Raw genomic sequence first — 21,737 nt, 5'->3', positions numbered from 1 at the left:
GCACGCGGCATCGCTCACGACTTGCCGGCTCCCGCCTTGTCGTCCTTGTCCCCGCCCGGCAGCGCATAGTCCAGCTCATGCGCCGGCGGCTCGCCGCCCTTGCCGGTCAGGTAGTGGTCCATCCACTGCATCAGCCGCAGCGAGTAGTCGTAGCGCGAAGCCGCGCGCGCGTTGCCGTGGCCCTCGCCCGGGTACAGCACCAGCCGCACCGGCGCCTGCCCGGCCAGCTTGAGATAGCGGTAGAACATGTACGACTGCATCACCGGCACGCGCGGGTCGGCCTCGCCGTGCAGGATCAGCGTCGGCGTCTTCGACTTGCCGGCATGCGTGATCGGGCTGGTCTGGCGAAACAGCTCCGGATCCTCCCACGGCCACTTGCCCATATGCACCAGCTTCTGTTCCCACGGGATGTCGCCGGTGGTGACCAGGCTGGCCTGGTCGGCGATGCCGACGAACATCACCGACGCGGCGAAGCGCTCGCTGTACCAGGTCGCGCCCCAGGCGCTGGCGTAGCCGCCGTAGGAGCCGCCGGTGATGCCGACCTTGTCCCTGTCGACCAGACCGATGTCGACCAGGTGGTCGACGCCGTCGACCACGTCGTCGAACTCCTCCATGCCCGGCCGTCCGAAGCCCTTCTTCGAGAACTCGACGCCGCGCCCGGTGCTGCTGCGGTAGTTCGGCAGGAACAGCGCATAGCCCTTCGCCGCGGCGTGGTGCAGCGGCTGCGAGTACCCGGTGAGCCAGGCGTTGGGATAGTGCGACTCCGGTCCGCCGTGCACCACCACGATCAGCGGCACGCGCGCATTGCCGCGACGCTCCAGCGGATGCACCAGCAGGCCCTCGATCTCGAGGCCGTCGCGCGCCTTGTAGCGGATCACTTCCTGCTTCGCCAGGCGCACGTCCTTGAGCCAGGGATTGCTGTCGGTCAGCTTCCGCGGCGCGGTCTCGCCCGCCGCGAGCAGGAAGGCTTCGGACGGATGCGCCGGCGTGCTGCCCACCAGCGCGATGTCGCCGTTGTTCGCGCGGTTGAATCCCGTCCAGACCGGGCCTTGCGCCGGCAGCAGGGTGCGCTGGCCGCCGCCGTCGACGCCGACTTCGCCCAGGCGCGCCTGCACGCCCTCGTAGCTGATGAACTGCAGCGTCGCCGCATCGCGCCACTCCACGTCGATGACGTGGCCTTCGAGCCCCGGCAGCAGGTCGCGCCACGCGCCGCCGTCCCTGCCGACCACGAACAGCCGGCCCTGCTGCGCGTCGTGTTCGTCCTCGGCCGAAATGAACGCGAGGTGCGCGCCGTCCGGGCTCCACGACAGGCCACCGACCTTGCCGGGATTGTCGACCTTGCCCAGCACCCTGCCTTCTGGCGAAACGATGCGCACGCGGGTGAACACCAGGGTGTCGTCGGTCAGCTGCCGGTTCGCGACCAGCAGGCCGATGCGGTCGCCCGCCGGGCTCCACTGCACCGCCTGCACGCTGCCTTCGAGTTCGATCCGCTGCGGCTGCGCCTTGTCGTTGCCGACCTCGGCGATCCACAGCTGCACCGGCCGCCAGTCCTCCTCGTAGACCTTCTGGCTGAAGCCCTTCTTCTTCAGCGCCTTGCGCTCGTCGCTCTCCGGCTCGCTGGCCAGCAGCGCCACGCGGCGGCCGTCGGGCGACAGGCTGAAGGCGGAGATGTCGGACTTCAGCTTCGCGATCGCGACCGATTCGCCGCCGTCGACCGGGATGCGGTACAGCACGCGCGTCTCGTCGCCCTGGCGCTTGGCCAGATAGGCCAGCGAACGCCCGTCGGGCAGCCACTCCACGCCACCGACGTTGACCTTGCCGGTGACGAAGCCGCGGCTGCCGCCCTCGCGCCCGGCGACGTGCAGCTCGGCCCAGGCCGGACCATCGTCTTCCGCGCCGATCTCGCGCGGCACCGACAGCACGTAGGCCACCTGGCTCCCGTCGGGACTGACGCTGGCCCCGGTGACGGCGCGGGTCTTGGCGATCTGTTCGAGCGTGAGGCCGCCGTTGGCGGCGAGGGCCGGCAAGGCCAGCGCAAGCAGGAGCAGCAGGCCTACGGCCCGCACGATCGGATGACGCATCGGGAAACCCCTTCCAAGCATGAAGGCGGAACTTTCGCCCGCGAAGGCCGCGATGGCAAGTCCGATCTGTCATTCCGAACGCAGTGAGAAGCGCTTTACAACAGCGAAGCTGGTCAATCTCGGCAAATCGAACTTCTGGATTTCTCGCTGCGCTCGAAATGACAGTCGTCCGGAATGACGGTGTTCCAACCTTGCCTCAGCGCGCGCGCCAGGCCTGCGCCACCGTCGCGAACACGCCCGCCAGTTCGCGCGCCGCGCCCGGCGGCATCCGCGCCGCGATCGCCGGCAGGTCGATGCGCCCGTCCGGAAACGGATCGCCGGTCCAGGCGAACACGACGCGGTTGCTCTGCCGCTTCTCCTCCAGCATCCACACGTGACTGCGGCCGAAGCTGCGCTGCAGCTTCTTCACGTGCGCGGCGAAATCGGTGGCGTACAGGTTGCCGGCCATGATCCCGCCGGGCACCAGCGCATCGCGGCAGTCGTCGTAGAAGCGCTGGCTCGACAGCGCCGCGGGGATGCCGGTCTCGTCGTAGCCGTCGACCAGCAGGATGTCGCAGCGGCCGCGCCGCTCGCGCACGAACTGCGCGCCGTCGGCGAGCAGCACCTGCAGCCGCGCATCGTCGCGCGGGATGCGGAAGGTCCGGCGCAGCGCCAGCACGTGCGGATTGTTCTCCGCGACCTCGACGCGCGTGTCCGGCAGGTGGCGATGGCAGAACTTGACCTGCGAGCCGCCGCCCAGCCCGACCATGCCGACCAGCGTCGGCTGCGGCCGGAACAGCAGGCTGGCCATCATCGTCCGCGTGTAGTCGATCAGCAGCTGGTCCGGGCGGAAGGTGCGCATCCGGCTCTGCGACACGCCGCCGGTGAACTGCAGCTCGGTGTAGCGCCAGCCGCGCTTCACCCGCGGCTGGCGTCCGTCGCCGTCGCCGTCCTGCGCGGCAGGCGCCGCGACCGGTTCGGGCGTGCGCCATCTGTTCCACCATGCCGCGCGCCCGTCCGCCATGCCCTGCGAATGCTCCCGTCGATCCGCGGGAAAGACTACCCGAAGGCCGCATGCCACGCCGCTGCGCGCAGCCGGTTGACAGGCGCGGCCGGCGCGATTGCGTCGGCATTCAACTGGAACCGTTTACGCCTTCCCACCGCTGAACCCGCGTGGAAATCCTCAGAATCGGTTCATTGCCGGCCGCGCAACACTACGCCTGCGCCGACCGGTTCGTCGGCATGGGGTGACATCGATGAAGCAGACCCTTTCCTCCCGAATCCTCATCGGCCATGCGCTGGTCCTCGGGCTCGCGCTGGCGAGCGCGTTTCCCGCCGCGGCGCAGGACAACCGCCGCGGCGAACGCGATTCGCGCCAGCAGCGCAGCCAGGAACCGCGCCGCGCCGAGACCCAGCCGCGGCGCGAGGTTGCCACCCCGCAGCGCACGCGAGACGAGAAGCCGGCGCGCGCACAGAAGCCGCAGGCCAGGCCGGCACAGCGCGAGCGCGCCCAGCCGGCGCCAGCGCAGGCCCAGCGCCCGCCGCAGCCGCGCGCGACGGCCGACCAGCGCCAGGGCCGCATGCGCGAGCAGGCCGAACGCCAGCGCGGCGAGGAATCGCGCCGTCGCGACCAAGCGCAGCAGCAGCAGGCGCGCGCACGCGCGGACGCAGCCGAACGCCAGCGCGCGCTCAGCCGCCAGCGTGACGAGGATGCGCGCCGTCAACAGGCTCAGGCCACCCAGCGCGAGCAGGCGCAGCGGCAGCAGGCCCAGCGCGCGGAGCAGGCGCGCCGCGGCACCGGCGGCAACGCCCCGCGCGTGCAGGCGCAGCAGGCACAGTCGCGCCAGAACGATGCGCAGCGTGAACTGCGTGAACGCCAGCAGCGCCAACGCACGCAACCCACGCAGCCGGTCCGCCGCGATACCGCCGGTCCGCAACGTCGCGAGCCGGCGAACGACCCGCGCCGGGACGATCGCCGCGACGCGGCGCGCCGCCTGGACCGTGGACAACAGGAAGCCCGCATCCGCGCCGAGCGCCAGCGCGCTGAGCAGTTCCGCCGCGACCGCGAGCGCCAGCAGCGGATGGTCGAACAACGCAACGCCGACCGCGCGCGCGCCCTGCAGCAGCAGCGGCGGATGGCCCAGTACCGCTACCAGCAGCAATACTACGCGCGCCTGCGCGACCAGCAACGCCGCTGGCAGGCCGCCTCGTACGACTACTGGAACGACCCCTACTACTACACCCCGGCCAGCTACCGCTATTCCTACGGCGGCACCTGGCACCAGACCAACCGCTACGGCGCCGACCTGATGCGCCAGGCCGTGTCCTACGGTTACCAGGAAGGCCTGCGCGCGGGCCGCGCCGACCGCGAGGACGGCTGGCGCTACGACGACCGCGGCAGCTACGGCTACCGCGACGCCAGCTATGGCTACGACGGCCGCTACCTCGCCCACGACCAGTACGCCCACTATTTCCGCCAGGGCTTCCAGCGCGGCTACGAGGACGGCTACCACAGCCGCTACCGCTACGGCCATCGCGACGACCGCGGCAACTACACGGTGCTGGCCGCGGTCCTGGGCGTGATCCTCGGCCTGCAGTTGCTGAACTGATCGTTCGTTCCGGCAACGATCAGGACGACGCCCCGCGATTCAGGGCGTTCAGGCTGGCGCCGGCGGCAAGGTGAACCGCCGGATTTCGCCAGTCTGTGCCGCCGCCGCACAACACACCGGCGGCCCGCAAAAGGCGTAGACTTCCGGACAGCGGCTGGACACGGGAGGTACTCCGCATGTTCACATGGCTTCTGACCGCGGCCCTGGCCCTGGCACCCGCGACGACGGATACGCCGCCGCAGCCCGCCGAGCTGCTGCAGCCCCCCTCGCCCGAGCAGGTCCTCGCGATACCCGACGACCTGCGCGCCGTGCTGCACGCGCGCGTCGTCGTGCAGGGCGGAGCATCCGACCAGCAGCGCCTGGAGCACCTGGTCCGCTTCATGTTCGATCCGGACGGACTCGGCATGATCTACCAGCACGACGGCAACTACACCGTCGCCGAGGCCTGGCGGACGCGCAAGGCGAACTGCCTGACCTTCACCCTGCTGACGATCGCGCTGGCGCGGGAAGCCGGCATCGACGCCTACGGCCAGGAAATCGCGCGGACGCTGTCCTGGTACAGCGAAGGCGACACCCTGTATTTCAGCAATCACGTCAATACCGGCATCCGCGTCAACCAGCACCGGCTCTCCATCGACGTCGCCAGTGACAGCGTCCTGGCCGGCGAGCCCCCGAAGCGGATCAGCGACGACCGCCTGCTGGCGATCTACTACAGCAATCGCGCCGCCAGCCTGCTCGCGGAGAACAAGCTCGCCGAAGCCGGTGCGTACATGGCGGCCGCCCTGCGGATGGACGACGGCTATGCCTCGGCCTGGAACAACGTCGGCGTGCTATCCCTGAGACAAGGCAGGCCGGACGAGGCCGAACGCCATTTCCTGAAGGCGCTGGAGGTCGACAGGCTGCACGACGGCGCGTTGATGAACCTTGCCTCGCTGTACGCGGGGCGCGGCGACCGGCGCAAGGAAGCGGAGTTCAGGACGCGGATCGAGAGGGCGCGCCAGCGCAATCCGTTCCACTATTTCATGCTGGCGATGGACGACGAGAAGCGCGGCAACTACGAGGACGCCGCGGTGCACTATCGCCGCGCGATCAAGCTGTACGACGGCGAGCACCGCTTCCACTACGGGCTCGCGCGCGCGTACCTGCACCTGGGCAGCTTCCAGAAGGCCGGCGAAGCCTTGCGCCGCGCGCAGGCCGTCGCGGGACGCAACATGGGCGAGCGCTACCAGGCCAAGCTGGACCAGTTGCGCCACAAGGGGCTGTAGCGGCGCGGCACCGGCACGACCGGGGCCGCCATCGGGTCGCGCCTGGCCAACAGGATGTCATCCCGAGCGCAGCGAGGGATCTCGCTTGTTGGCCGAGCGTGACACGCGAAAGCAGATCCCTCGCAGAGCCTGCCCTGAGCGCAGCCGAAGGGCTCAGGGTGACAGCATTGATCCTGACCCGCCCTAACGCAGCTGACTGTCCTTGCTGCCGCGCCGGTTGTAGCCGGCATGCGCCTGCCCGTCCTGCTCCTCGGCCTCCTGGCAGGCGATGCACAGGCGCACGCCCGGCATCGCCTTGCGCCGCGCCTCCGGGATCGGGGCATCGCATTCCTCGCAGCGGGCACGGCCCGGACCCTGCGGCAGCTGGCTGCGCGCACGCTTGATCGCGTCCTTCACGGTCGCGTCGATCTGGTCCTGTACCGCGCCGTCGCCCGCCCAGCCGGTTGCCATGTGGATTCTCCCGTCAGCCTTTCGTGCCTTGCAACCGGTTTACCGCAATCGATGTTCAGGTTTCGTCGGGCCAGCGGATCGCCGGCGCGTCTGCGGCCTTCCTCGGCAAGGGGACGGTGGCGACGGCCTGCCAGACTTTCAAGGCGTCCACGGTCGCGGCGACGTCGTGCACGCGCACGATGCCCGCGCCGCGCTGCGCCGCGATCACGTGCGCGGCCACCGATCCGTGCAGGCGTTCGCGCGGGTCGTCGCGACCGGTCAGCTCGCCGATCGTGCGCTTGCGCGAGAGCCCGGCCAGCACCGGCACGCCGAGTTCGGTGAAGCACTCCAGCTGCGCGAGCAGCTGCAGGTTGTGCGGCGCGGCCTTGCCGAAGCCGAAGCCTGGATCGACCACGATGCGCTTCTTGGCGATGCCGGCCATTTCCGCGACGAAGATGCGCTCGGCGAGGAAGCGGTGCACCTCGCCGACCACGTCGTCGTATTCGGGCGCGTCCTGCATCGAGCGCGGTTCGCCGAGCATGTGCACCAGCACCACCGGCACGCCCAGTTCCGCGGCGGCGTCGAGCGCGCCCTCACGGCGCAGCGCGTAGACATCGTTGACCATGCCGGCGCCGGCCGCCACCGCGGCGCGCATCACCTCGGGCTTCGAGGTATCGATGCTGATCGGCAGCGTCGTCTCGCGCGCCAGGCGCTCGATCACCGGGATCACGCGGCGCAGTTCCTCGTCGAGCAGCACCTCGTCCGCGCCCGGCCGCGTGGATTCGCCGCCGATGTCGAGGATGTCCGCGCCCTCTTCCGCCAGCCGCAGGCCGTGCGCCACGGCGGCCTCGACCGTGTCATGCGCGCCGCCGTCGGAGAACGAATCGGGCGTGACGTTGACGATGCCCATGACGCGGGGGCGGTCGAGCTTCAGGATGCGGCCGGCGCAGTCGAGTTGGGGGGAGGTGTCGAACATGGTGATTGGTGATTCGTGACTGGCGGGAAGTCTAGCGCTTCCCTTCGTCATCCCGGCGCAAGCCGGGATCCATGGGCTCTTGAAGCAAAGGGCGACGGCAACATGGATCCCGGCTTTCGCCGGGATGACGGAGGACGAGGGATGATGGGGGACGAGGGATGACGGCAAAAAAGAACGGCGCCGGGGGACCGGCGCCGCTGCTTTTTCGAATCACCGATGACCAATCACCAATCCCGGCCCCGTCAGGTCTGCTCCGCCGGCCCGCCGATCGGCGGCAGCGGTCGCGAATCGCCGTCATCGCCCTTGCCTCCGCCCTTGCCGGACTCGATCCAGCCCATCGGCGGCGGCGGCTCGCGGCCTTCCATGATCGCGTCGATCTGCGGCACGTCGATGGTCTCGTACTCCAGCAGCAGCTTCGCCATCGCGTGCAGCTTGTCGAGGTTGTCGGTGAGGATCCCCGTGGTGCGGCCGTAGGCCTTGTCGAGGATGCCGCGCACGACCTCGTCGATCTTGCGCGCAGTGTCGTCGGACACGCTCTTGTGCTGGGTCACCGAGCGGCCGAGGAACACCTCGTCCTCGTCCTCGCTGTAGGCGATCGGACCCAGCTCCTCCGACAGGCCCCACTTGGTGACCATGTTGCGCGCCATCTTGGTCGCGCGCTCGATGTCGTTCGAGGCGCCGGTGGTGACCTTGTCGGCGCCGAAGATCAGTTCCTCGGCGACGCGGCCGCCGTACAGCGAGCACAGCTGCGACTCGATCGCGGTGCGGTTGTAGCTGTACTTGTCGCCCTCGGGCAGGTACATGGTCACGCCCAGCGCGCGGCCGCGCGGAATGATCGTGACCTTGTAGACCGGGTCGTGCTCGGGCACGAGGCGGCCGACGATGGCGTGGCCGGCCTCGTGGTAGGCCGTTAGCGTCTTCTCGTCCTCGCTCATCGCCATCGAGCGGCGCTCGGCGCCCATCAGGATCTTGTCGCGCGCCTTGTCGAAGTGGTCCATGCGCACGTCCTTCGCGTTCTCGCGCGCGGCGAACAGCGCTGCCTCGTTGACGAGGTTGGCGAGATCCGCGCCCGAGAAACCCGGGGTGCCTCGCGCGATCGTCATCGGCACGACGTTCTCGGCCAGCGGCACCTTGCGCATGTGCACGCGCAGGATCTGCTCGCGGCCCTTGACGTCGGGCAGGCCGACCACGACCTGGCGGTCGAAACGCCCCGGGCGCAGCAGCGCCGGGTCGAGCACGTCGGGACGGTTGGTCGCGGCGATCACGATCACGCCCTCGCCGCCCTCGAAGCCGTCCATCTCGACCAGCAGCTGGTTCAGCGTCTGCTCGCGCTCGTCGTGGCCACCGCCCAAGCCGGCGCCGCGATGGCGGCCGACCGCGTCGATCTCGTCGATGAAGATGATGCACGGCGCGTGCTTCTTGGCCTGCTCGAACATGTCGCGCACGCGGCTGGCGCCGACGCCGACGAACATCTCGACGAAGTCGGAGCCGGAAATACTGAAGAACGGCACCTTGGCCTCGCCGGCGATCGCCTTGGCCAGCAGCGTCTTGCCGGTGCCGGGCGGGCCGACCATCAGCACGCCGCGCGGGATCTTGCCGCCGAGCTTCTGGAACTTGGACGGATCGCGCAGGAACTCGACCAGTTCGGACACTTCCTCCTTGGCCTCGTCGCAGCCGGCGACGTCGGCGAAGGTGACCTTGGTCTGGTCCTCGTTGAGCAGCTTGGCGCGCGACTTGCCGAACGACATCGCACCCTTGCCGCCGCCCTGCTGCATCTGCCGCATCATGAAGAACCAGAAGCCGATGATCAGCGCCACCGGCAGCAGGTTGATCAGGATGTACACCAGCGACGGCCCGCTCGACGGCGGCGCGGCCTGGATCTCGACCTTGTGGTTGAGCAGGTCGTTCATCATGCCTTCGTCGCGTCGCGGCGCGATCACGGTGCCGGTATCGCCGCCCTTGGTGACGAACTCGACCGTCTTCTCGTCCTCGGCGATCTTCACCGACTTGATCTGGTCGCGGCGCACCTGCTCCATGAACTGCGAGTAGCGCACTTCGCTGGTGGCGCTTGCGCCCGGGTTGAAGCTGTTGAACACCAGCATCAGCACCACGGCGACCAGCGCCCACAGCAGGAGGTTTTTCACCAGGTCGTTCATCGGGATTTCCGGGACTCCAATGGGGTCATGCTACTTGATTGCCGGCAGCTTGCCCTGCGCCAGCGCATAGACTTCCGGCGAACGCCTGCGCGACGCCGCCGGCTTGCGGATCGCGACCTTCGCATAGCGCTTGCGCAGGTCGCGCACGAAATCGTCGAAGCCCGTGCCCTGGAACAGCTTGATCAGGAACGCGCCGCCGGGCTTGAGGTGGCGGTCGGCGAAGTCCATCGCCAGTTCCGACAGATACATCGCCCGCGGCTGGTCGACCGCTTCCACACCGCTCTTGTTGGGGGCCATGTCGGACAACACAAGGTCCACGGGCTGTCCGGCCAGCATCGTCTCAAGGTTCGATAAGACCGCATCCTCCCTGAAATCGCCATGAAGGAACTCGACCCCGGCCAGCGGCGGCATCTCCAGGATGTCCAGGGCCAGTACCCGGCCCGGGCGCGCGGGGTCGAGCCGGTCCAGCTCCTGCCGGATCCACTGCGACCAGCCGCCCGGGGCCGCGCCGAGGTCGACCACGACCATGCCCGGCCTGAGCAGGCGGTCGCGCTCGACCAGTTCCTCCAGCTTGTAGGCCGCGCGCGAGCGCAGCCCCTCGGCCTGGGCCTTCTTCACGAAGGGGTCGGAGAAGTGTTCCTTCAGCCAGCGCTGGCTGCTCTTGCTGCGGGTGGCCATGTTTCATTAGTCCCCCTCCCCCGCGTGCGGGGAGGGTCGGGGTGGGGGCCCGCCGATGCGGCATCGACCGCACGAAGCCCCCGGGAGGGATTGCGAGGCGGCATGATACCCTGCGGTCCTCCGCAGCCCGCCGATATTCCCGATGTCCATCGCCCTGACCGCCGCCCAGAACCGCTTCCTGCGCGGGCAGGCACACGACCTCAAGGCGATGCTGCAGGTGGGCGGCAAGGGCGTGACCGACGCGCTGGTGGCCGAAATCGACGGCGCCCTGGAGCACCACGAACTGATCAAGATCAAGGTCGCCGCCGGCGACCGCGACGAGCGCGACCAGTTGATCGGCGAAATCACGCAGCGCGCCGGCGCCGCGCTGGTGCAGCGGATCGGCCACGTCGCGGTGCTGTACCGACCCTCGAAGGACAAGCGCCAGATCGTGCTGCCGCGCTCCTAGGCGCAGCCAGCGCCCGCCGTCGATGCAACTCGTCCACGAACAGCCCGATTTCGAATTCTTCCTGCGCGGCGCCGACGGCCGCTCCGCGCTGGTCAACGACCGCCGCCTGACGGCCAGCTTCCTCGTCGCCCCCGACCGTCTGGTCGAAGACTGGCCGGTGCTCGACGCCGCGACGCTGCGCCCCGACGACCTCGCACCGCTGCTGGCGCTGCAGCCGGAGCTGATCCTGCTCGGCACCGGCGAACGCCAGGTGTTCCCGCCGCCGGAAACCCAGGCCATGTGCCTGTCGCGCGGCATCGGGCTCGAATCGATGGCCAATGCCGCGGCGGCGCGCACCTATGACGTGCTCGCGAGCGAGGGCCGACGGGTGGTGGCGGGGTTCGTGCTCGGGAAGCCCTGACCGGTCGCCCAAGCCTGCCGGCATCGCGTTGTCCCGGCCATATGCCCATCATCCCGAGCGCAGCGTGGGATCTTGCGTCCGATCGTCTGGAAGAAGGTCCCTCGCTGCGCTCGGGATGACAGGTCTCAGCGCTTTCGAACGATCAGCGCTTCGGCAGGTAAGACAGCGGATCGACCGGCTTGCCGTTGTAGCGAATCTCGAAGTGCAGCATCTCGCGCGCCGCGCCAGTGCTGCCCATCTCGGCGATCTGCTGCCCCGCCTTCACCCGCGCGCCTTCGCTGACCAGGCGGGTGCGGTTGTGGCCGTAGGCCGACAGCCACTGTTCGTCGTGCTTGACGATGACCAGTTCGCCGTAGCCGACCAGGCCGGAGCCGGAGTACACGACCACGCCGTCGGCCGCCGCGCGGACCGCCTGGCCGCTCTTGCCGGTGATGTCGATGCCCTGCCGGGTCGGTTGGCCGGACACGAAGCGGTTGAGGATCTGGCCGTCGGTCGGCCAGCGCCAGGTGATGGCGCTGGTCGCGGGCGGCGGTGTCGCCGGCTGCGGCGGCGCCTGCGTGGGGCGCACCGGCGGACGCTGCGCTGAAGGGGAAGCCGACGTGGCCGCCGGGCGCGATGCCGCGGCGCCGGACGAGGGATACAGCCGCAACCGCTGCCCGGGATAGATCGTGTACGGCGACGAGATGCCGTTCCACAGCGCCAGGTCCATCGGGCTGATGCCGTTGTTGACCGCGAGCCGGTACAGGTTGTCGCCGCGCTGGACCACGACGCTGGCGCCGGGCCGGGGCGTCGAGACCTTCGGCGCGGAGGTCGTGCCGGGCGTGCGCACCACCTTGCTGCTGCACGCGGCCAGCAGGACCAGCGCCAGCGCGGCCAGCAGGGCCGCCGCGGGCATGCGCCATCGTGTCGTCGCCTTCGTCGCTGCCGTCATCGAATCCATGTATGTCCCCGGAGCCGCGTCGATCATGCCGCGAACCGCTTGAACAGTTCCTGCGCCACCAGCCCGCCGCCGCCGATCAGCACGCCGAAGTAGATCATCGTGCCGATGTTGGCGAGGTGGCCGAGCAGCACCGCGCCGCCGTCGCGCTGGATGAAGCCGATCGCGTAGGCCAGCAGCGCCAACGCTGGCAGGGTATTGCTGAACGGCACGAATCCGAACGGCGCCATCAGCAGCAGCGCGGCGAGGATGAAGGCGAGGTTGTTGACGATGTCCTGGGCGCGCCCGTCGACCACCGCGCGCAGGCGATGCGGCCGGCTGAGCTTCTCCAGCCGTCGCACCCAGCGCAGCCCGCCGGCGAGCCCCGGGCGCAGGCGGTCGGACGGCAGCCGGCGGTCGCGCACGCGCGCAGGCAGCCACAGCTGGCGGCCCGACAGGCGGCTGACGCCGACCAGCAGGATCGCCGCGCCGAACACGGTGCTCACGCCCGGGATCGACACCGGGATCAGGAACACCAGGGTCAGCAGGATCGTGAGCAGCAGCAGGCCTTCGTCGCCGAACAGGTCGAGCAGTTCGCCGAGGGTCACGTGGTCGGGCGGCAGGCGCTCGATCATCCCGGCGATCTGATCGCCCAGGCTTCCCTCGTCGGCACCCGCGGCGGGCGAGGCGTGCGCGGCCATCAGCCGATCGTGCCCGACAGCAGCGGCACGAAGACCACCGGGCCGAGGTCGCGGCGGGCGATGCTGCCGTCGGCCTCCCTGCGCAGCATCAGCAGCTGCTGGGCGTTGGCGGCGCCGACCGGCGCGACCAGGATGCCCCCGGGCGCGAGCTGTTCGGTCAGCGCGTCGACCAGCGCCGGCGCGCCGGCGGTGACGAGGATGCCGTCGTAGGGCCCGTTCTCCGGCCAGCCGACGCGGCCATCGTCGTGCTTGCTGCGCACGTTGAGCCCGAGCGAGCGGAAGCGCTTGCGCGCCACGCGCAGCAGGTCGCCGATGCGCTCGACGGTGTGCACCTCCAGTCCCAGCGCGGCGAGCACGGTGGCCTGGTAGCCCGAGCCGGTGCCCACTTCCAGCACCTTCTGCGGCGCGTGGCCGTCCTCGAACAGCGCCTCGGTCATGCGCGCGACCACCCAGGGCTGGGAGATGGTCTGGCCGTGGCCGATCGGCAGCGCGGTGTCCTCGTAGGCGCGCGTGGCCAGCGCCTCGTCGACGAACAGGTGCCGCGGCACGGTGCGGATCGCGTTGAGCACGCGCTCGTCGCGGATGCCGTTGTCGCGCAGGCGCTCGATCAGGCGGTCGCGCACGCGCTGCGAGGTCATGCCGACGCCGATCGCCTCGGGCTGCAGGCGCAGTCGCGGGTTCACGGGCGCGGCTCCTTCAGCTCGGCGGCGAGGCTGCCGACCCAGCTCGCGACCTGCTCCAGCGCCTGGTAGCGCGTGAGGTCGACGTGGATCGGCGTGATCGAGATGTGGCCGAAGCGCACGGCGTGGAAGTCGGTGCCGGGGCCGGCGTCCATCTCCGGACCCGCCGCGCCGATCCACCACCAGGTGCGGCCGCGCGGATCTTCCTGCTTCGTGCAGGGCTCGGCGCGATGGCGATTGCCCAGGCGCGTGACCTCGAAGCCGGCGACCTCGCTCCAGGCGCGGTCGGGCACATTGACGTTGAGGATGGTGTCGGCCGGCAGCGGATCGGCCTTCAATCGCTCGACGATCTCGACCGCCGCGCGCGCCGCGGTCTCGTAGTGGCGGCCGTCGTGGTTGACGGTGGCCAGCGACATCGCGACCGCGGGCAGGCCGAGGAAGCGCCCTTCCATCGCCGCGGCCACGGTGCCGGAATAGATCACGTCGTCGCCGAGGTTGGCGGTGTTGTTGATGCCCGAGACCACGATGTCGGGCTCCAGCTCCAGCATGCCGGTGATCGCGACGTGCACGCAGTCGGTGGGCGTGCCGTAGACGCGCCAGACGTCGCGTTCAAGCTGCTGCACGCGCAGCGGCATGTCGAGGGTGAGCGAATTGCTGGCGCCGGAGCGGTCGCGGTCGGGGGCGACGATCAGCACGTCGTGGCCGGCATCGCGCAGGCCCTGCGCAAGGATGCGGATGCCGGGGGCATCGACACCGTCATCGTTGCTGACCAGTACGCGCATGAACCTCTGGATCCACCTTGCATCGAATGTGCTCGCGACATGATACCGGATGCGTGCGCCACGATCCCGCAGCCGCGCGCCGGATCGCGGCATACTGGCGACGGATGACCGATGCGTGACGAATGACGACCGACCGCAAGCCGCCCGAAGACGACGACGCGGCGCTGTTCCGCAGCGCGATCGGCCGCGTGCGCGAGCTGCCGCGCAGCGCGGCGCCGCCGGCGCGCCCGAAGCCGCGGCCGGGCACGCGCATGGCCGAACTGGACGATGCCGAGGCGATCGGCGAGTTCCGGCGCATGCTCGCCTCCGAACCGCTGGAACCGGGCGACAGCCTGCGCCATCGCCGCGACGAGGTGCCGGCGCGCGTGCTCAGGCGCCTCGCGCAGGGCCAGTACGCGGCGCAGGACGAACTGGACCTGCACGGCGCGACCGCCGCCGGCGCGGAAGCGCTGCTGCGGCGTTTCCTGCTCGATGCGCGCGACGCCGGCCTGTCCTGCGTGCGCGTGATCCACGGCAAGGGGCTGGGCTCGGACGGCGTGCCGGTGCTGAAGAACCTGGTCGATCGCGTCCTGCGCCAGCGCGGCGACGTGCTGGCCTTCCACTCCGCGCCTGCCGCGCAGGGCGGGACCGGGGCGGTGCTGGTGCTGATCAGGCCGCGCTGAGGGCGGTTGCGCGGCGCGTTCGTGACTCGATGGGGGCGGCGGCCAGTGGACGGTGTGTTGCCTTCGGTGGGCCCCCACCCCAACCCTCCCCCGCGAGCGGGGGGAGGGAGCGAAAAGCGGGGCTCTGCTCCCTCCCCCGCCTGCGGGGGAGGGCCGGGGTGGGGGTAAGTCCGCGACGGTCGCTCCTCAGCAAACCGACCCAAGTTCGGCCAGCACGCTGGTCGCATAGGCGCCGGGCGGCAGTCCGAACCGCAGGCGCAGCACGTCCGCTCCCAGCCACTCCCAGTCCAGTTCCGACGGCCGCAGCCGGGTCGCGCGCCGCTCCTGCTTCAGGCCAGCCGCTTCCAGCCCCACGCGGAGCCGCTGCGCCGTATCGCTGTCGAGCACGGCCAGCTCCAGCACCAGCGCATCGCCCGTGCTGCGCGGTTCGCCCCTGCCCCACAGCGGCGCGGTGGGATGGATGTCGAACGCCGCCAGGCGCCCGGCCAGCGCGTCGTCGAACGGCTGCGGACCGAACACGCTGCGGCTGCCGTCCAGCATCCAGACCTCGCCCTCCAGCCCGCGATCCCAGCTGCCGTCGCCGACGCGGCGCGCCAGCACGTGGTTGAACAATTCCGAACGGGCGGCGGACAGCAGCATCGAACGCTCCTCGCGACGCACGCGCCGACCCGCGAACATCGCCAGCGCGCGCGCGAGGTTGCCGCCGTCCCTGCCGAAGCGCTGCTCGCCGAAATAGTTCGGCAGGCCGCGGTCGCGGATCGCCTGCAGGCGCGTCTCGATGGCCCCGTGCCCGCCGTCCACCTCGCGCAGCGTCAGCTCGAAGCGGTTGCCCGCCAGCGCGCCGCGCGGCAGCTTGCGGGCGTGGCGCGTCGCGCCCAGCACGCGCAGCGCCTCGCCGCTGGCCGCATCTTCGAATGCCAGCGCTTCCAGCGGCGGATCCTCGCGGCCGGGCAATTGCACCGAGAACCGCTGCCGCGTCAGCGCATGCCGGTCCTTGAGCCCGGCATGGCCGACGGCCGATTCCGGCACGCCGGCCCACTGCGCGATCCGCCGCGCGGCGAAGGCGGTGTTCATGCCGCGCTTCTCGATCGTCAGCAGCAGGTGTTCGCCGGCGCCGCTGGCCTCGAAGGCGTCGATCTCGGCGACGATGAAGTCTTCCGGCACCTGGCGGATGCGCGCCCGCAGCACCGGCGCGCCGTGCGCGCGCGGCAGGCCGTCGTCGCTCACGCCGGCACGAGCAGGCACACCGCCTGCGCGGCAATGCCCTCGCCGCGGCCGGTGAAGCCGAGCTTCTCGCTGGTCGTGGCCTTGACGCTGATGTCGTCGAGGCCGACGCCGAGTTCGCCCGCGATCAGCATGCGCATCGCTTCCGCGTGCGGACCGATCTTCGGCCGCTCGCAGACCACGGTGACGTCGGCATTGCCCACGCGCCAGCCGCGCGCGCGCAGCAGCGCGTCGCAGTGGCGCAGGAAGGCGCGGCTGTCGGCGCCCTTCCACTGCGGGTCGGACGGCGGGAAATGCACGCCGATGTCGCCCAGCGCCAGCGCGCCGAGCATCGCGTCGCACAGCGCGTGCAGCACCACGTCGCCATCGCTGTGCGCGAGCACGCCGCGGTCGTGCGGCACGCGCACGCCGCCGAGCATGACGTGATCGCCGTCGGTGAAGACGTGGACGTCGTAACCTTGGCCGATGCGGATGGATGGGAGCGTCACTGTCTTCTCTTGCCTTCGTCGATTCGTGGTGGGTGGTTGGTGGTTCGTGGCGACGCTTCTACCCACCACCAACGCGAACATCCTGTCCGCGCTGCGCCAGGACGAACCGGAACCTCTCCAGGTCCGCAGGCGTGGTGATCTTGAAATTCTCCTCGTCCCCCTCGACCAGCAGCGGCCGCATGCCCTGCCGTTCCATCGCCATCGCATCGTCCGTGACGGCGATGCCGGCGTCGCGCGCGGCTTCCAGCGCGCGGGTCAGCTGCAGGCGGCGGAACAGCTGCGGGGTGAGCGCGCGCCACAGACGCTCGCGCGGTTCGGTGCCGTCGATGCCGCCGTCGTCGCCCGCGCGCTTGAGGGTGTCGCGCACGGGTGCGGCAAGGATCGCACCGACGGGATCGTTGCGGCCGCGTTCGAGCAGTGCGCCCAGGTCGTCGTGGCGCAGGTTGGGGCGCGCGGCGTCGTGCACCAGCACGAATTCGTCGGCGCGCACCTCTTCCGGCAACGCCTGCAGGCCGGCCAGCACCGAATCCGCGCGCGATTCGCCGCCCGCGCAGCGCAGCACCGGCTTGCCCGCGATCTCGTCCCAGCCCGGCCAGTGCGGATCGTCCGCCGACAGCGCGACCATTGCGCCGCGCACGCCCGGATGCGACAGCAGCGCCTCGAGCGCGTGCGCGATCAGCGGCATGCCCGCGACCTCGACGTACTGCTTCGGCAACCCGCCGCCGAAACGCGTCCCATAGCCTGCGGCAGGCACGATCGCCCAGGCCTGTCCCGGGCGCGGCACCGCCGGCACGGAGTCGAAGGCGCCTGCGCTCGGGCTCACGGTGCCTCGCCCTCTTCTTCATCCGCCGGCGCCGGCGCCTGCGGCGGCGGACCCCGCTCGTCGTCGACCACGCGGTAGAAGGTCTCGCCCGGCTTGATCATGCCCAGTTCGTTGCGCGCGCGTTCCTCGATCGCGGCCTCGCCGGACTTGAGGTCGGCCACCTCGGCCGCGAGCGCGGCGTTGCGCTGGGCCAGGCCCTCGTTCTGTCGACGCTGCTGCTCGACCCGCGCATCGAGCTCCTCGACCGCGCGGGTGCCCGCCTCGCCGAACCAGAGGCGGTACTGCAGCCAGCCCAGCAGCACGAGCAGCGCCAGCAGCAGGACCCGCAACCAGCGCATGGCCGTCCCGTCAGCGCTTGAGCGAGACGAACGCGTCGCGGCCGGCGTACTTCGCGGCGGCGCCGAGCTGTTCCTCGATGCGCAGCAGCTGATTGTACTTGGCCACGCGGTCGCTGCGGCACAGCGAGCCGGTCTTGATCTGGGTCGCGGTGGTGGCGACGGCGATGTCGGAGATCGTGGTGTCCTCGGTCTCGCCGGAGCGGTGCGAGACGATCGCCGCGTAGTGCGCCGCGTCGGCCATCGCGATCGCCTCCAGCGTCTCGCTCAGCGTGCCGATCTGGTTGACCTTGATCAGGATCGCGTTGGCGGTGCCGCTGTCGATGCCTTCCCGGAAGATCTTCGGGTTGGTCACGAACAGGTCGTCGCCGACCAGCTGCACGGTCTTGCCGACGCGGTCGGTCAGCTGCTTCCAGCCGGTCCAGTCGTCCTCGGCCATGCCGTCCTCGATGGTGATGATCGGGTACTGCGCGGCCCAGTCGGCGAGGAAATCGACGAACTGCTCGCTGGTCAGGCGCTTGTTCTCGCCGACGAGGTTGTACTTGCCGCTGTCGTGGAACTCGCTGGAGGCCACGTCCAGGCCCAGCAGCACGTCGTCGCCGGCGCTGTAGCCGGCCTTGCCGATCGCCTCGAGGATGGTGTCGAGCGCCTCGACATTGCTGCGGAAATCCGGGGCGAAGCCGCCCTCGTCGCCGACCGCCGTGCTCAGGCCGTGGCCCTTGAGCACCGACTTGAGCGCGTGGAAGATCTCGGTGCCGCAGCGCAGCGCCTCGGAGAACGAGGCGGCGCCGACCGGCAGCACCATGAACTCCTGGAAGTCGACATTGTTGTCGGCGTGCGCGCCGCCGTTGATGATGTTCATCATCGGCACCGGCAGCACGGGGGCGGTGTCGCCGGCGAGATGCTTCCACAGCGGCAGCTGCTTCGACGCCGCCACCGCGTGCGCGTTCGCCAGCGACACCGCCAGCAGCGCGTTGGCGCCCAGGCGGCCCTTGTTCTCGGTGCCGTCGAGGTCGATCAGGCGCTTGTCCAGGCCCGCCTGGTCGTCGGCCTCGAAGCCGGCCAGGGTCTCGGCGATCGTGCCGTTGACGTTGCCGACGGCCTTCTGCACGCCCTTGCCGAGGTAGCGCGTCTTGTCGCCGTCGCGCAGTTCGACCGCTTCCTTGGCGCCGGTGGAGGCGCCGGACGGCACCGCGGCGCGACCGAACGATCCATCGGCGAGCGTGACTTCGGCTTCGAGGGTGGGATTACCGCGGGAGTCGAGGATTTCGCGGGCGTGGATCCTGGCAATCGTGCTCATCGTGTCGTCGGGTTCCGTGGTCAGAGGGTGGATTCGAGAAAGCCGTTTTTCTTGGTGATGCCGTCGAGCGCCAGCAGCGTTTCCAGCAGCGCCTCCATCCTGTCGAGCGGCCAGGCGTTGGGGCCGTCGGACAGCGCCTTGGCCGGGTCGGGATGCGTCTCCATGAACACGCCGGCCACGCCCACGGCGACCGCCGCGCGCGCCAGCACCGGCACGAACTCGCGCTGGCCGCCGCTGGAGGTGCCCTGCCCGCCCGGCAGCTGCACCGAGTGGGTCGCGTCGAACACCACCGGGCAGCCGGTGTCGCGCATCACGCTGAGCGAGCGCATGTCGGAGACGAGGTTGTTGTAGCCGAAGCTGGCGCCGCGCTCGCAGACCATGATCTGGTCGTTGCCGGTGGATTTGGCCTTCTCGACCACCGGCTTCATGTCCCACGGCGACAGGAACTGGCCCTTCTTGATGTTGACCGGCTTGCCAGCGCTGCAGACCTTGCGGATGAAGTCGGTCTGGCGCACGAGGAAGGCCGGGGTCTGCAGCACGTCGACGACCGAGGCGACCTCGTCCATCGGCGTGTACTCGTGCACGTCGGTCAGCACCGGCACGCCGATCTGGCGCTTCACCTCGCCCAGCACGCGCAGGCCCTCCTCCATGCCCGGGCCGCGGAAGCTGGTGCCGGAGGTGCGGTTGGCCTTGTCGAAGCTGGACTTGAAGATGAAGGGGATGCCGAGGCGATCGGTGATCTCCTTGAGCCGGCCGGCGACGTCGAGCTGCAGCTGCTCGCTCTCGATCACGCAGGGGCCGGCGATCAGGAAGAACGGCTGGTCGAGGCCGACTTCGAAGCCGCAGAGTTTCATCGCGCGATGCCTTTAAAGCCCTCCCCTTCAAGGGGAGGGTTGGGTGGGGATGGTGTTGTCGCCTGGAGTGGGCATGCAGCAGCGGAACACCATCCCCACCCCAGCCCTCCCCTTGAAGGGGAGGGGGCAAAAGCAGAAGCGGAAGCGGAGGTCACGCCGACGCCTCCTTCAACAGCTTTCCCCCGGCCTTCTGCTCGCGCGCGGCGCGGATGAAGCCGACGAACAGCGGATGGCCGCCGCGCGGCGTGGACAGGAATTCCGGGTGCGCCTGGCAGGCGATGAACCACGGATGCCCCGGCAGTTCGATCATCTCCACCAGCAGGTCGTCCATCGACTTGGCCGAGATCACCAGGCCGGCGTCTTCCAGCTGGGTGCGGTAGCGGTTGTTGAACTCGTAGCGGTGGCGGTGGCGCTCGCCGACCACGTCCCTGCCGTACAGCTCGCGCGCCCGGGTGCCGGGCTTGATGCGCTGCTCCTGCAGGCCCAGGCGCATGGTGCCGCCGAGGTCGGACTTCTCGTCGCGCTTCTCGACCTCGCCCGAGCTCGTGCGCCATTCGGTGATCAGGCCGATCACCGGGTGCGGCGTGCGGCGGTCGTTCTCGGTGCTGTTGGCGCCTTCCAGCCCGGCCAGGTGGCGGGCGACGTCGACCACCGCCGCCTGCATGCCGTAGCAGATGCCGAAGTACGGGACGCCGCGCTCGCGCGCATGCTGCGCGACCAGCACCTTGCCCTCGAAGCCGCGGTCGCCGAAACCGCCGGGCACGAGGATGCCGTCGACGCCGCCCAGCACCGCCTCCGCGCCGTCGCGCTCGACGTCCTGCGACTCGATCCACTTCAGGTTCACGCGCGTGCGCTGGCGGATGCCGCCGTGCTTGAGCGCCTCGCCGACCGACTTGTAGGCGTCCTTGTGGTCGACGTATTTGCCAACGACCGCGATCGTGACCTCGTCGATCGGATGCTCGGTGGCGTCCACCACCGACAGCCATTCCGACAGGTCGGCCGAGGGCGCGGCCTTGTCGGCCAGCCGCAGGCGGTCGACGACGATCGCGTCCAGGCCCTGCGCATGCAGCCACATCGGGATCTTGTGGATGTTGTCGAGGTCGATGGCCGAGATCACCGCCTTTTCCGGCACGTTGGTGAACGAGGCGATCTTGCGGCGCTCGCCGTCGGGCAGCGGCTGCTCGGAGCGGCACAGCAGCACGTCGGGCTGGATGCCGATCGAGCGCAGTTCCTTGACCGAATGCTGGGTCGGCTTGGTCTTGAGCTCGCCGGCCGCGGCGATGTAGGGCACCAGGGTCAGGTGCATGAACACGGCCTTGTCGGCGCCGCGGTCGGTGCGGATCTGGCGGATCGCCTCCAGGAACGGCAGCGACTCGATGTCGCCGACGGTGCCGCCGATCTCGACCAGGGCCACGTCGTAACCTTGCGTGGCGGCGTCGATGCAGCGCTTGATCTCGTCGGTGATGTGCGGGATCACCTGCACGGTGGCGCCGAGGTAGTCGCCGCGGCGCTCCTTGCGGATCACCGACTCGTAGATCTTGCCGGTGGTGATCGAATTCTTTCCCGACAGGCGGACGTTGATGAAGCGCTCGTAGTGGCCAAGGTCGAGGTCGGTCTCGGCGCCGTCGTCGGTGACGTAGACCTCGCCGTGCTGGAACGGGCTCATCGTGCCCGGGTCGACGTTGATGTAGGGGTCCAGCTTCATCATCGTCACCCGGAGGCCGCGGGCCTCGAGGATCGCGGCCAGCGAGGCGGCCGCGATGCCCTTGCCGAGCGAGGACACCACGCCGCCGGTGACGAAAACGAGCGGCGTGACGGGACTGGGGGAGGTCATGGGAAAGGCACCCGCTGGAAAGCCCCATTCTACAGGCAAGCGCCCCGCCCTGCCCGCCCCGGCGGCGCCGGGGCGGCCGGTCATTTACCATGCGCCCTCCCTCCACGCAGTCCCCAA

Annotated in this window: 23 protein-coding genes; 5 read left to right on the top strand and 18 right to left on the bottom strand. The window is 70.1% G+C overall.

Features of this window, described 5'->3' with window-relative positions; all coding sequences use genetic code 11:
* Positions 1-14: 14 nt before the first annotated feature.
* The 3 genes from FQY83_RS00455 to FQY83_RS00445 form a co-directional block, all read right to left on the bottom strand.
* Positions 15-2,081, bottom strand: coding sequence for an alpha/beta hydrolase family protein (locus tag FQY83_RS00455; protein ID WP_146384088.1), 2,067 nt, complete (start codon positions 2,079-2,081; stop codon positions 15-17).
* A gap of 196 nt (positions 2,082-2,277) precedes the next feature.
* Positions 2,278-3,084, bottom strand: coding sequence for a fused MFS/spermidine synthase (locus FQY83_RS00450; protein ID WP_146384086.1), 807 nt, complete (start codon positions 3,082-3,084; stop codon positions 2,278-2,280).
* Between the two features lie 190 nt (positions 3,085-3,274).
* Positions 3,275-4,153 (bottom strand): hypothetical protein, encoded by an 879-nt coding sequence (locus FQY83_RS00445; RefSeq protein ID WP_158636398.1) that lies wholly within the window; start codon positions 4,151-4,153, stop codon positions 3,275-3,277.
* Between FQY83_RS00445 and FQY83_RS00440 the strand changes: the two genes are divergently transcribed.
* Together FQY83_RS00440 and FQY83_RS00435 are read left to right on the top strand one after the other, a co-directional pair.
* Complete coding sequence (locus FQY83_RS00440; RefSeq protein WP_158636397.1) at positions 4,142-4,669, top strand: hypothetical protein; 528 nt, start codon at positions 4,142-4,144, stop codon at positions 4,667-4,669. The genes FQY83_RS00445 and FQY83_RS00440 overlap by 12 nt on opposite strands.
* Before the next feature lie 176 nt (positions 4,670-4,845).
* The gene (locus FQY83_RS00435) at positions 4,846-5,934 is read left to right on the top strand and encodes a tetratricopeptide repeat protein (RefSeq protein ID WP_146384080.1); all 1,089 of its coding nucleotides are present in this window, start codon (positions 4,846-4,848) and stop codon (positions 5,932-5,934) included.
* 183 nt (positions 5,935-6,117) lie between these two features.
* Here the strand turns inward: FQY83_RS00435 and FQY83_RS00430 are convergent, their stop codons facing one another.
* From FQY83_RS00430 to rlmE, 4 genes are all read right to left on the bottom strand, one after another.
* Positions 6,118-6,384 carry a DksA/TraR family C4-type zinc finger protein gene (locus FQY83_RS00430; protein ID WP_146384078.1) on the bottom strand — a complete coding sequence of 89 codons (267 nt, stop codon included), beginning with the start codon at positions 6,382-6,384 and terminating at the stop codon, positions 6,118-6,120.
* Positions 6,385-6,439: 55 nt separating this feature from the next.
* Positions 6,440-7,339, bottom strand: coding sequence for a dihydropteroate synthase (folP, locus tag FQY83_RS00425; protein ID WP_146384076.1), 900 nt, complete (start codon positions 7,337-7,339; stop codon positions 6,440-6,442).
* A gap of 242 nt (positions 7,340-7,581) precedes the next feature.
* Positions 7,582-9,495, bottom strand: a complete 1,914-nt coding sequence (gene ftsH / locus FQY83_RS00420; RefSeq protein WP_146384074.1) for an ATP-dependent zinc metalloprotease FtsH — start codon at positions 9,493-9,495, stop codon at positions 7,582-7,584.
* 30 nt (positions 9,496-9,525) lie between these two features.
* Positions 9,526-10,173 (bottom strand): 23S rRNA (uridine(2552)-2'-O)-methyltransferase RlmE, encoded by a 648-nt coding sequence (rlmE, locus tag FQY83_RS00415; RefSeq protein ID WP_146384072.1) that lies wholly within the window; start codon positions 10,171-10,173, stop codon positions 9,526-9,528.
* 142 nt (positions 10,174-10,315) lie between these two features.
* Here rlmE and yhbY point away from each other — a divergent pair, with 142 nt between their 5' ends.
* Entirely contained in the window at positions 10,316-10,621 is a 306-nt protein-coding gene (gene yhbY, locus FQY83_RS00410) for a ribosome assembly RNA-binding protein YhbY (RefSeq protein ID WP_146384070.1), read from the top strand.
* Positions 10,622-10,643: 22 nt separating this feature from the next.
* Entirely contained in the window at positions 10,644-11,021 is a 378-nt protein-coding gene (locus FQY83_RS00405) for an Mth938-like domain-containing protein (protein WP_146384068.1), read from the top strand.
* Positions 11,022-11,163: 142 nt separating this feature from the next.
* On the opposite strand, the gene FQY83_RS00400 is transcribed toward FQY83_RS00405, so the two are convergent.
* The 4 genes from FQY83_RS00400 to surE form a co-directional block, all read right to left on the bottom strand.
* Positions 11,164-11,916: a peptidoglycan DD-metalloendopeptidase family protein gene (locus FQY83_RS00400; protein WP_238333350.1), complete on the bottom strand. Its 753-nt coding sequence runs from the start codon at positions 11,914-11,916 to the stop codon at positions 11,164-11,166.
* 68 nt (positions 11,917-11,984) lie between these two features.
* On the bottom strand, positions 11,985-12,638 hold the full coding sequence (locus FQY83_RS00395) for an exopolysaccharide biosynthesis protein (protein WP_146384064.1): 654 nt from the start codon (positions 12,636-12,638) through the stop codon (positions 11,985-11,987).
* Positions 12,638-13,321: a protein-L-isoaspartate(D-aspartate) O-methyltransferase gene (locus FQY83_RS00390; protein WP_146384062.1), complete on the bottom strand. Its 684-nt coding sequence runs from the start codon at positions 13,319-13,321 to the stop codon at positions 12,638-12,640. The genes FQY83_RS00395 and FQY83_RS00390 overlap by 1 nt, the downstream gene beginning before the upstream one ends.
* Positions 13,318-14,100: a 5'/3'-nucleotidase SurE gene (gene surE / locus FQY83_RS00385; protein ID WP_146384060.1), complete on the bottom strand. Its 783-nt coding sequence runs from the start codon at positions 14,098-14,100 to the stop codon at positions 13,318-13,320. Before surE ends, FQY83_RS00390 begins: the two co-directional genes overlap by 4 nt.
* Positions 14,101-14,222: 122 nt before the next feature.
* On the opposite strand from surE, the gene FQY83_RS00380 reads away from it, so the two are divergent.
* Positions 14,223-14,762: a Smr/MutS family protein gene (locus tag FQY83_RS00380; RefSeq protein WP_146384058.1), complete on the top strand. Its 540-nt coding sequence runs from the start codon at positions 14,223-14,225 to the stop codon at positions 14,760-14,762.
* A 186-nt stretch (positions 14,763-14,948) separates the two neighbouring features.
* On the opposite strand, the gene truD is transcribed toward FQY83_RS00380, so the two are convergent.
* The 7 genes from truD to pyrG form a co-directional block, all read right to left on the bottom strand.
* On the bottom strand, positions 14,949-15,989 hold the full coding sequence (gene truD, locus FQY83_RS00375) for a tRNA pseudouridine(13) synthase TruD (protein ID WP_146384056.1): 1,041 nt from the start codon (positions 15,987-15,989) through the stop codon (positions 14,949-14,951).
* A complete protein-coding gene (gene ispF, locus FQY83_RS00370; protein ID WP_272952435.1) occupies positions 15,986-16,474 on the bottom strand; it encodes a 2-C-methyl-D-erythritol 2,4-cyclodiphosphate synthase in 489 nt (162 codons plus the stop codon). Before ispF ends, truD begins: the two co-directional genes overlap by 4 nt.
* Before the next feature lie 58 nt (positions 16,475-16,532).
* The gene (gene ispD, locus FQY83_RS00365) at positions 16,533-17,258 is read right to left on the bottom strand and encodes a 2-C-methyl-D-erythritol 4-phosphate cytidylyltransferase (RefSeq protein ID WP_146385265.1); all 726 of its coding nucleotides are present in this window, start codon (positions 17,256-17,258) and stop codon (positions 16,533-16,535) included.
* 35 nt (positions 17,259-17,293) lie between these two features.
* The gene (gene ftsB / locus FQY83_RS00360; RefSeq protein WP_146384052.1) at positions 17,294-17,635 is read right to left on the bottom strand and encodes a cell division protein FtsB; all 342 of its coding nucleotides are present in this window, start codon (positions 17,633-17,635) and stop codon (positions 17,294-17,296) included.
* Positions 17,636-17,645: 10 nt separating this feature from the next.
* On the bottom strand, positions 17,646-18,932 hold the full coding sequence (eno, locus tag FQY83_RS00355) for a phosphopyruvate hydratase (protein ID WP_146384050.1): 1,287 nt from the start codon (positions 18,930-18,932) through the stop codon (positions 17,646-17,648).
* 20 nt (positions 18,933-18,952) lie between these two features.
* Positions 18,953-19,786: a 3-deoxy-8-phosphooctulonate synthase gene (gene kdsA / locus FQY83_RS00350; RefSeq protein WP_146384048.1), complete on the bottom strand. Its 834-nt coding sequence runs from the start codon at positions 19,784-19,786 to the stop codon at positions 18,953-18,955.
* Between the two features lie 151 nt (positions 19,787-19,937).
* A complete protein-coding gene (gene pyrG / locus FQY83_RS00345) occupies positions 19,938-21,620 on the bottom strand; it encodes a CTP synthase (RefSeq protein WP_146384046.1) in 1,683 nt (560 codons plus the stop codon).
* Positions 21,621-21,737: the final 117 nt, after the last annotated feature.

The organism is Luteimonas marina, from assembly GCF_007859325.1.
GTDB lineage: Bacteria > Pseudomonadota > Gammaproteobacteria > Xanthomonadales > Xanthomonadaceae > Luteimonas > Luteimonas marina.
Note: the sequence above shows the minus strand (reverse complement) of the source record. Positions and strands in the feature narration are given on the sequence as shown.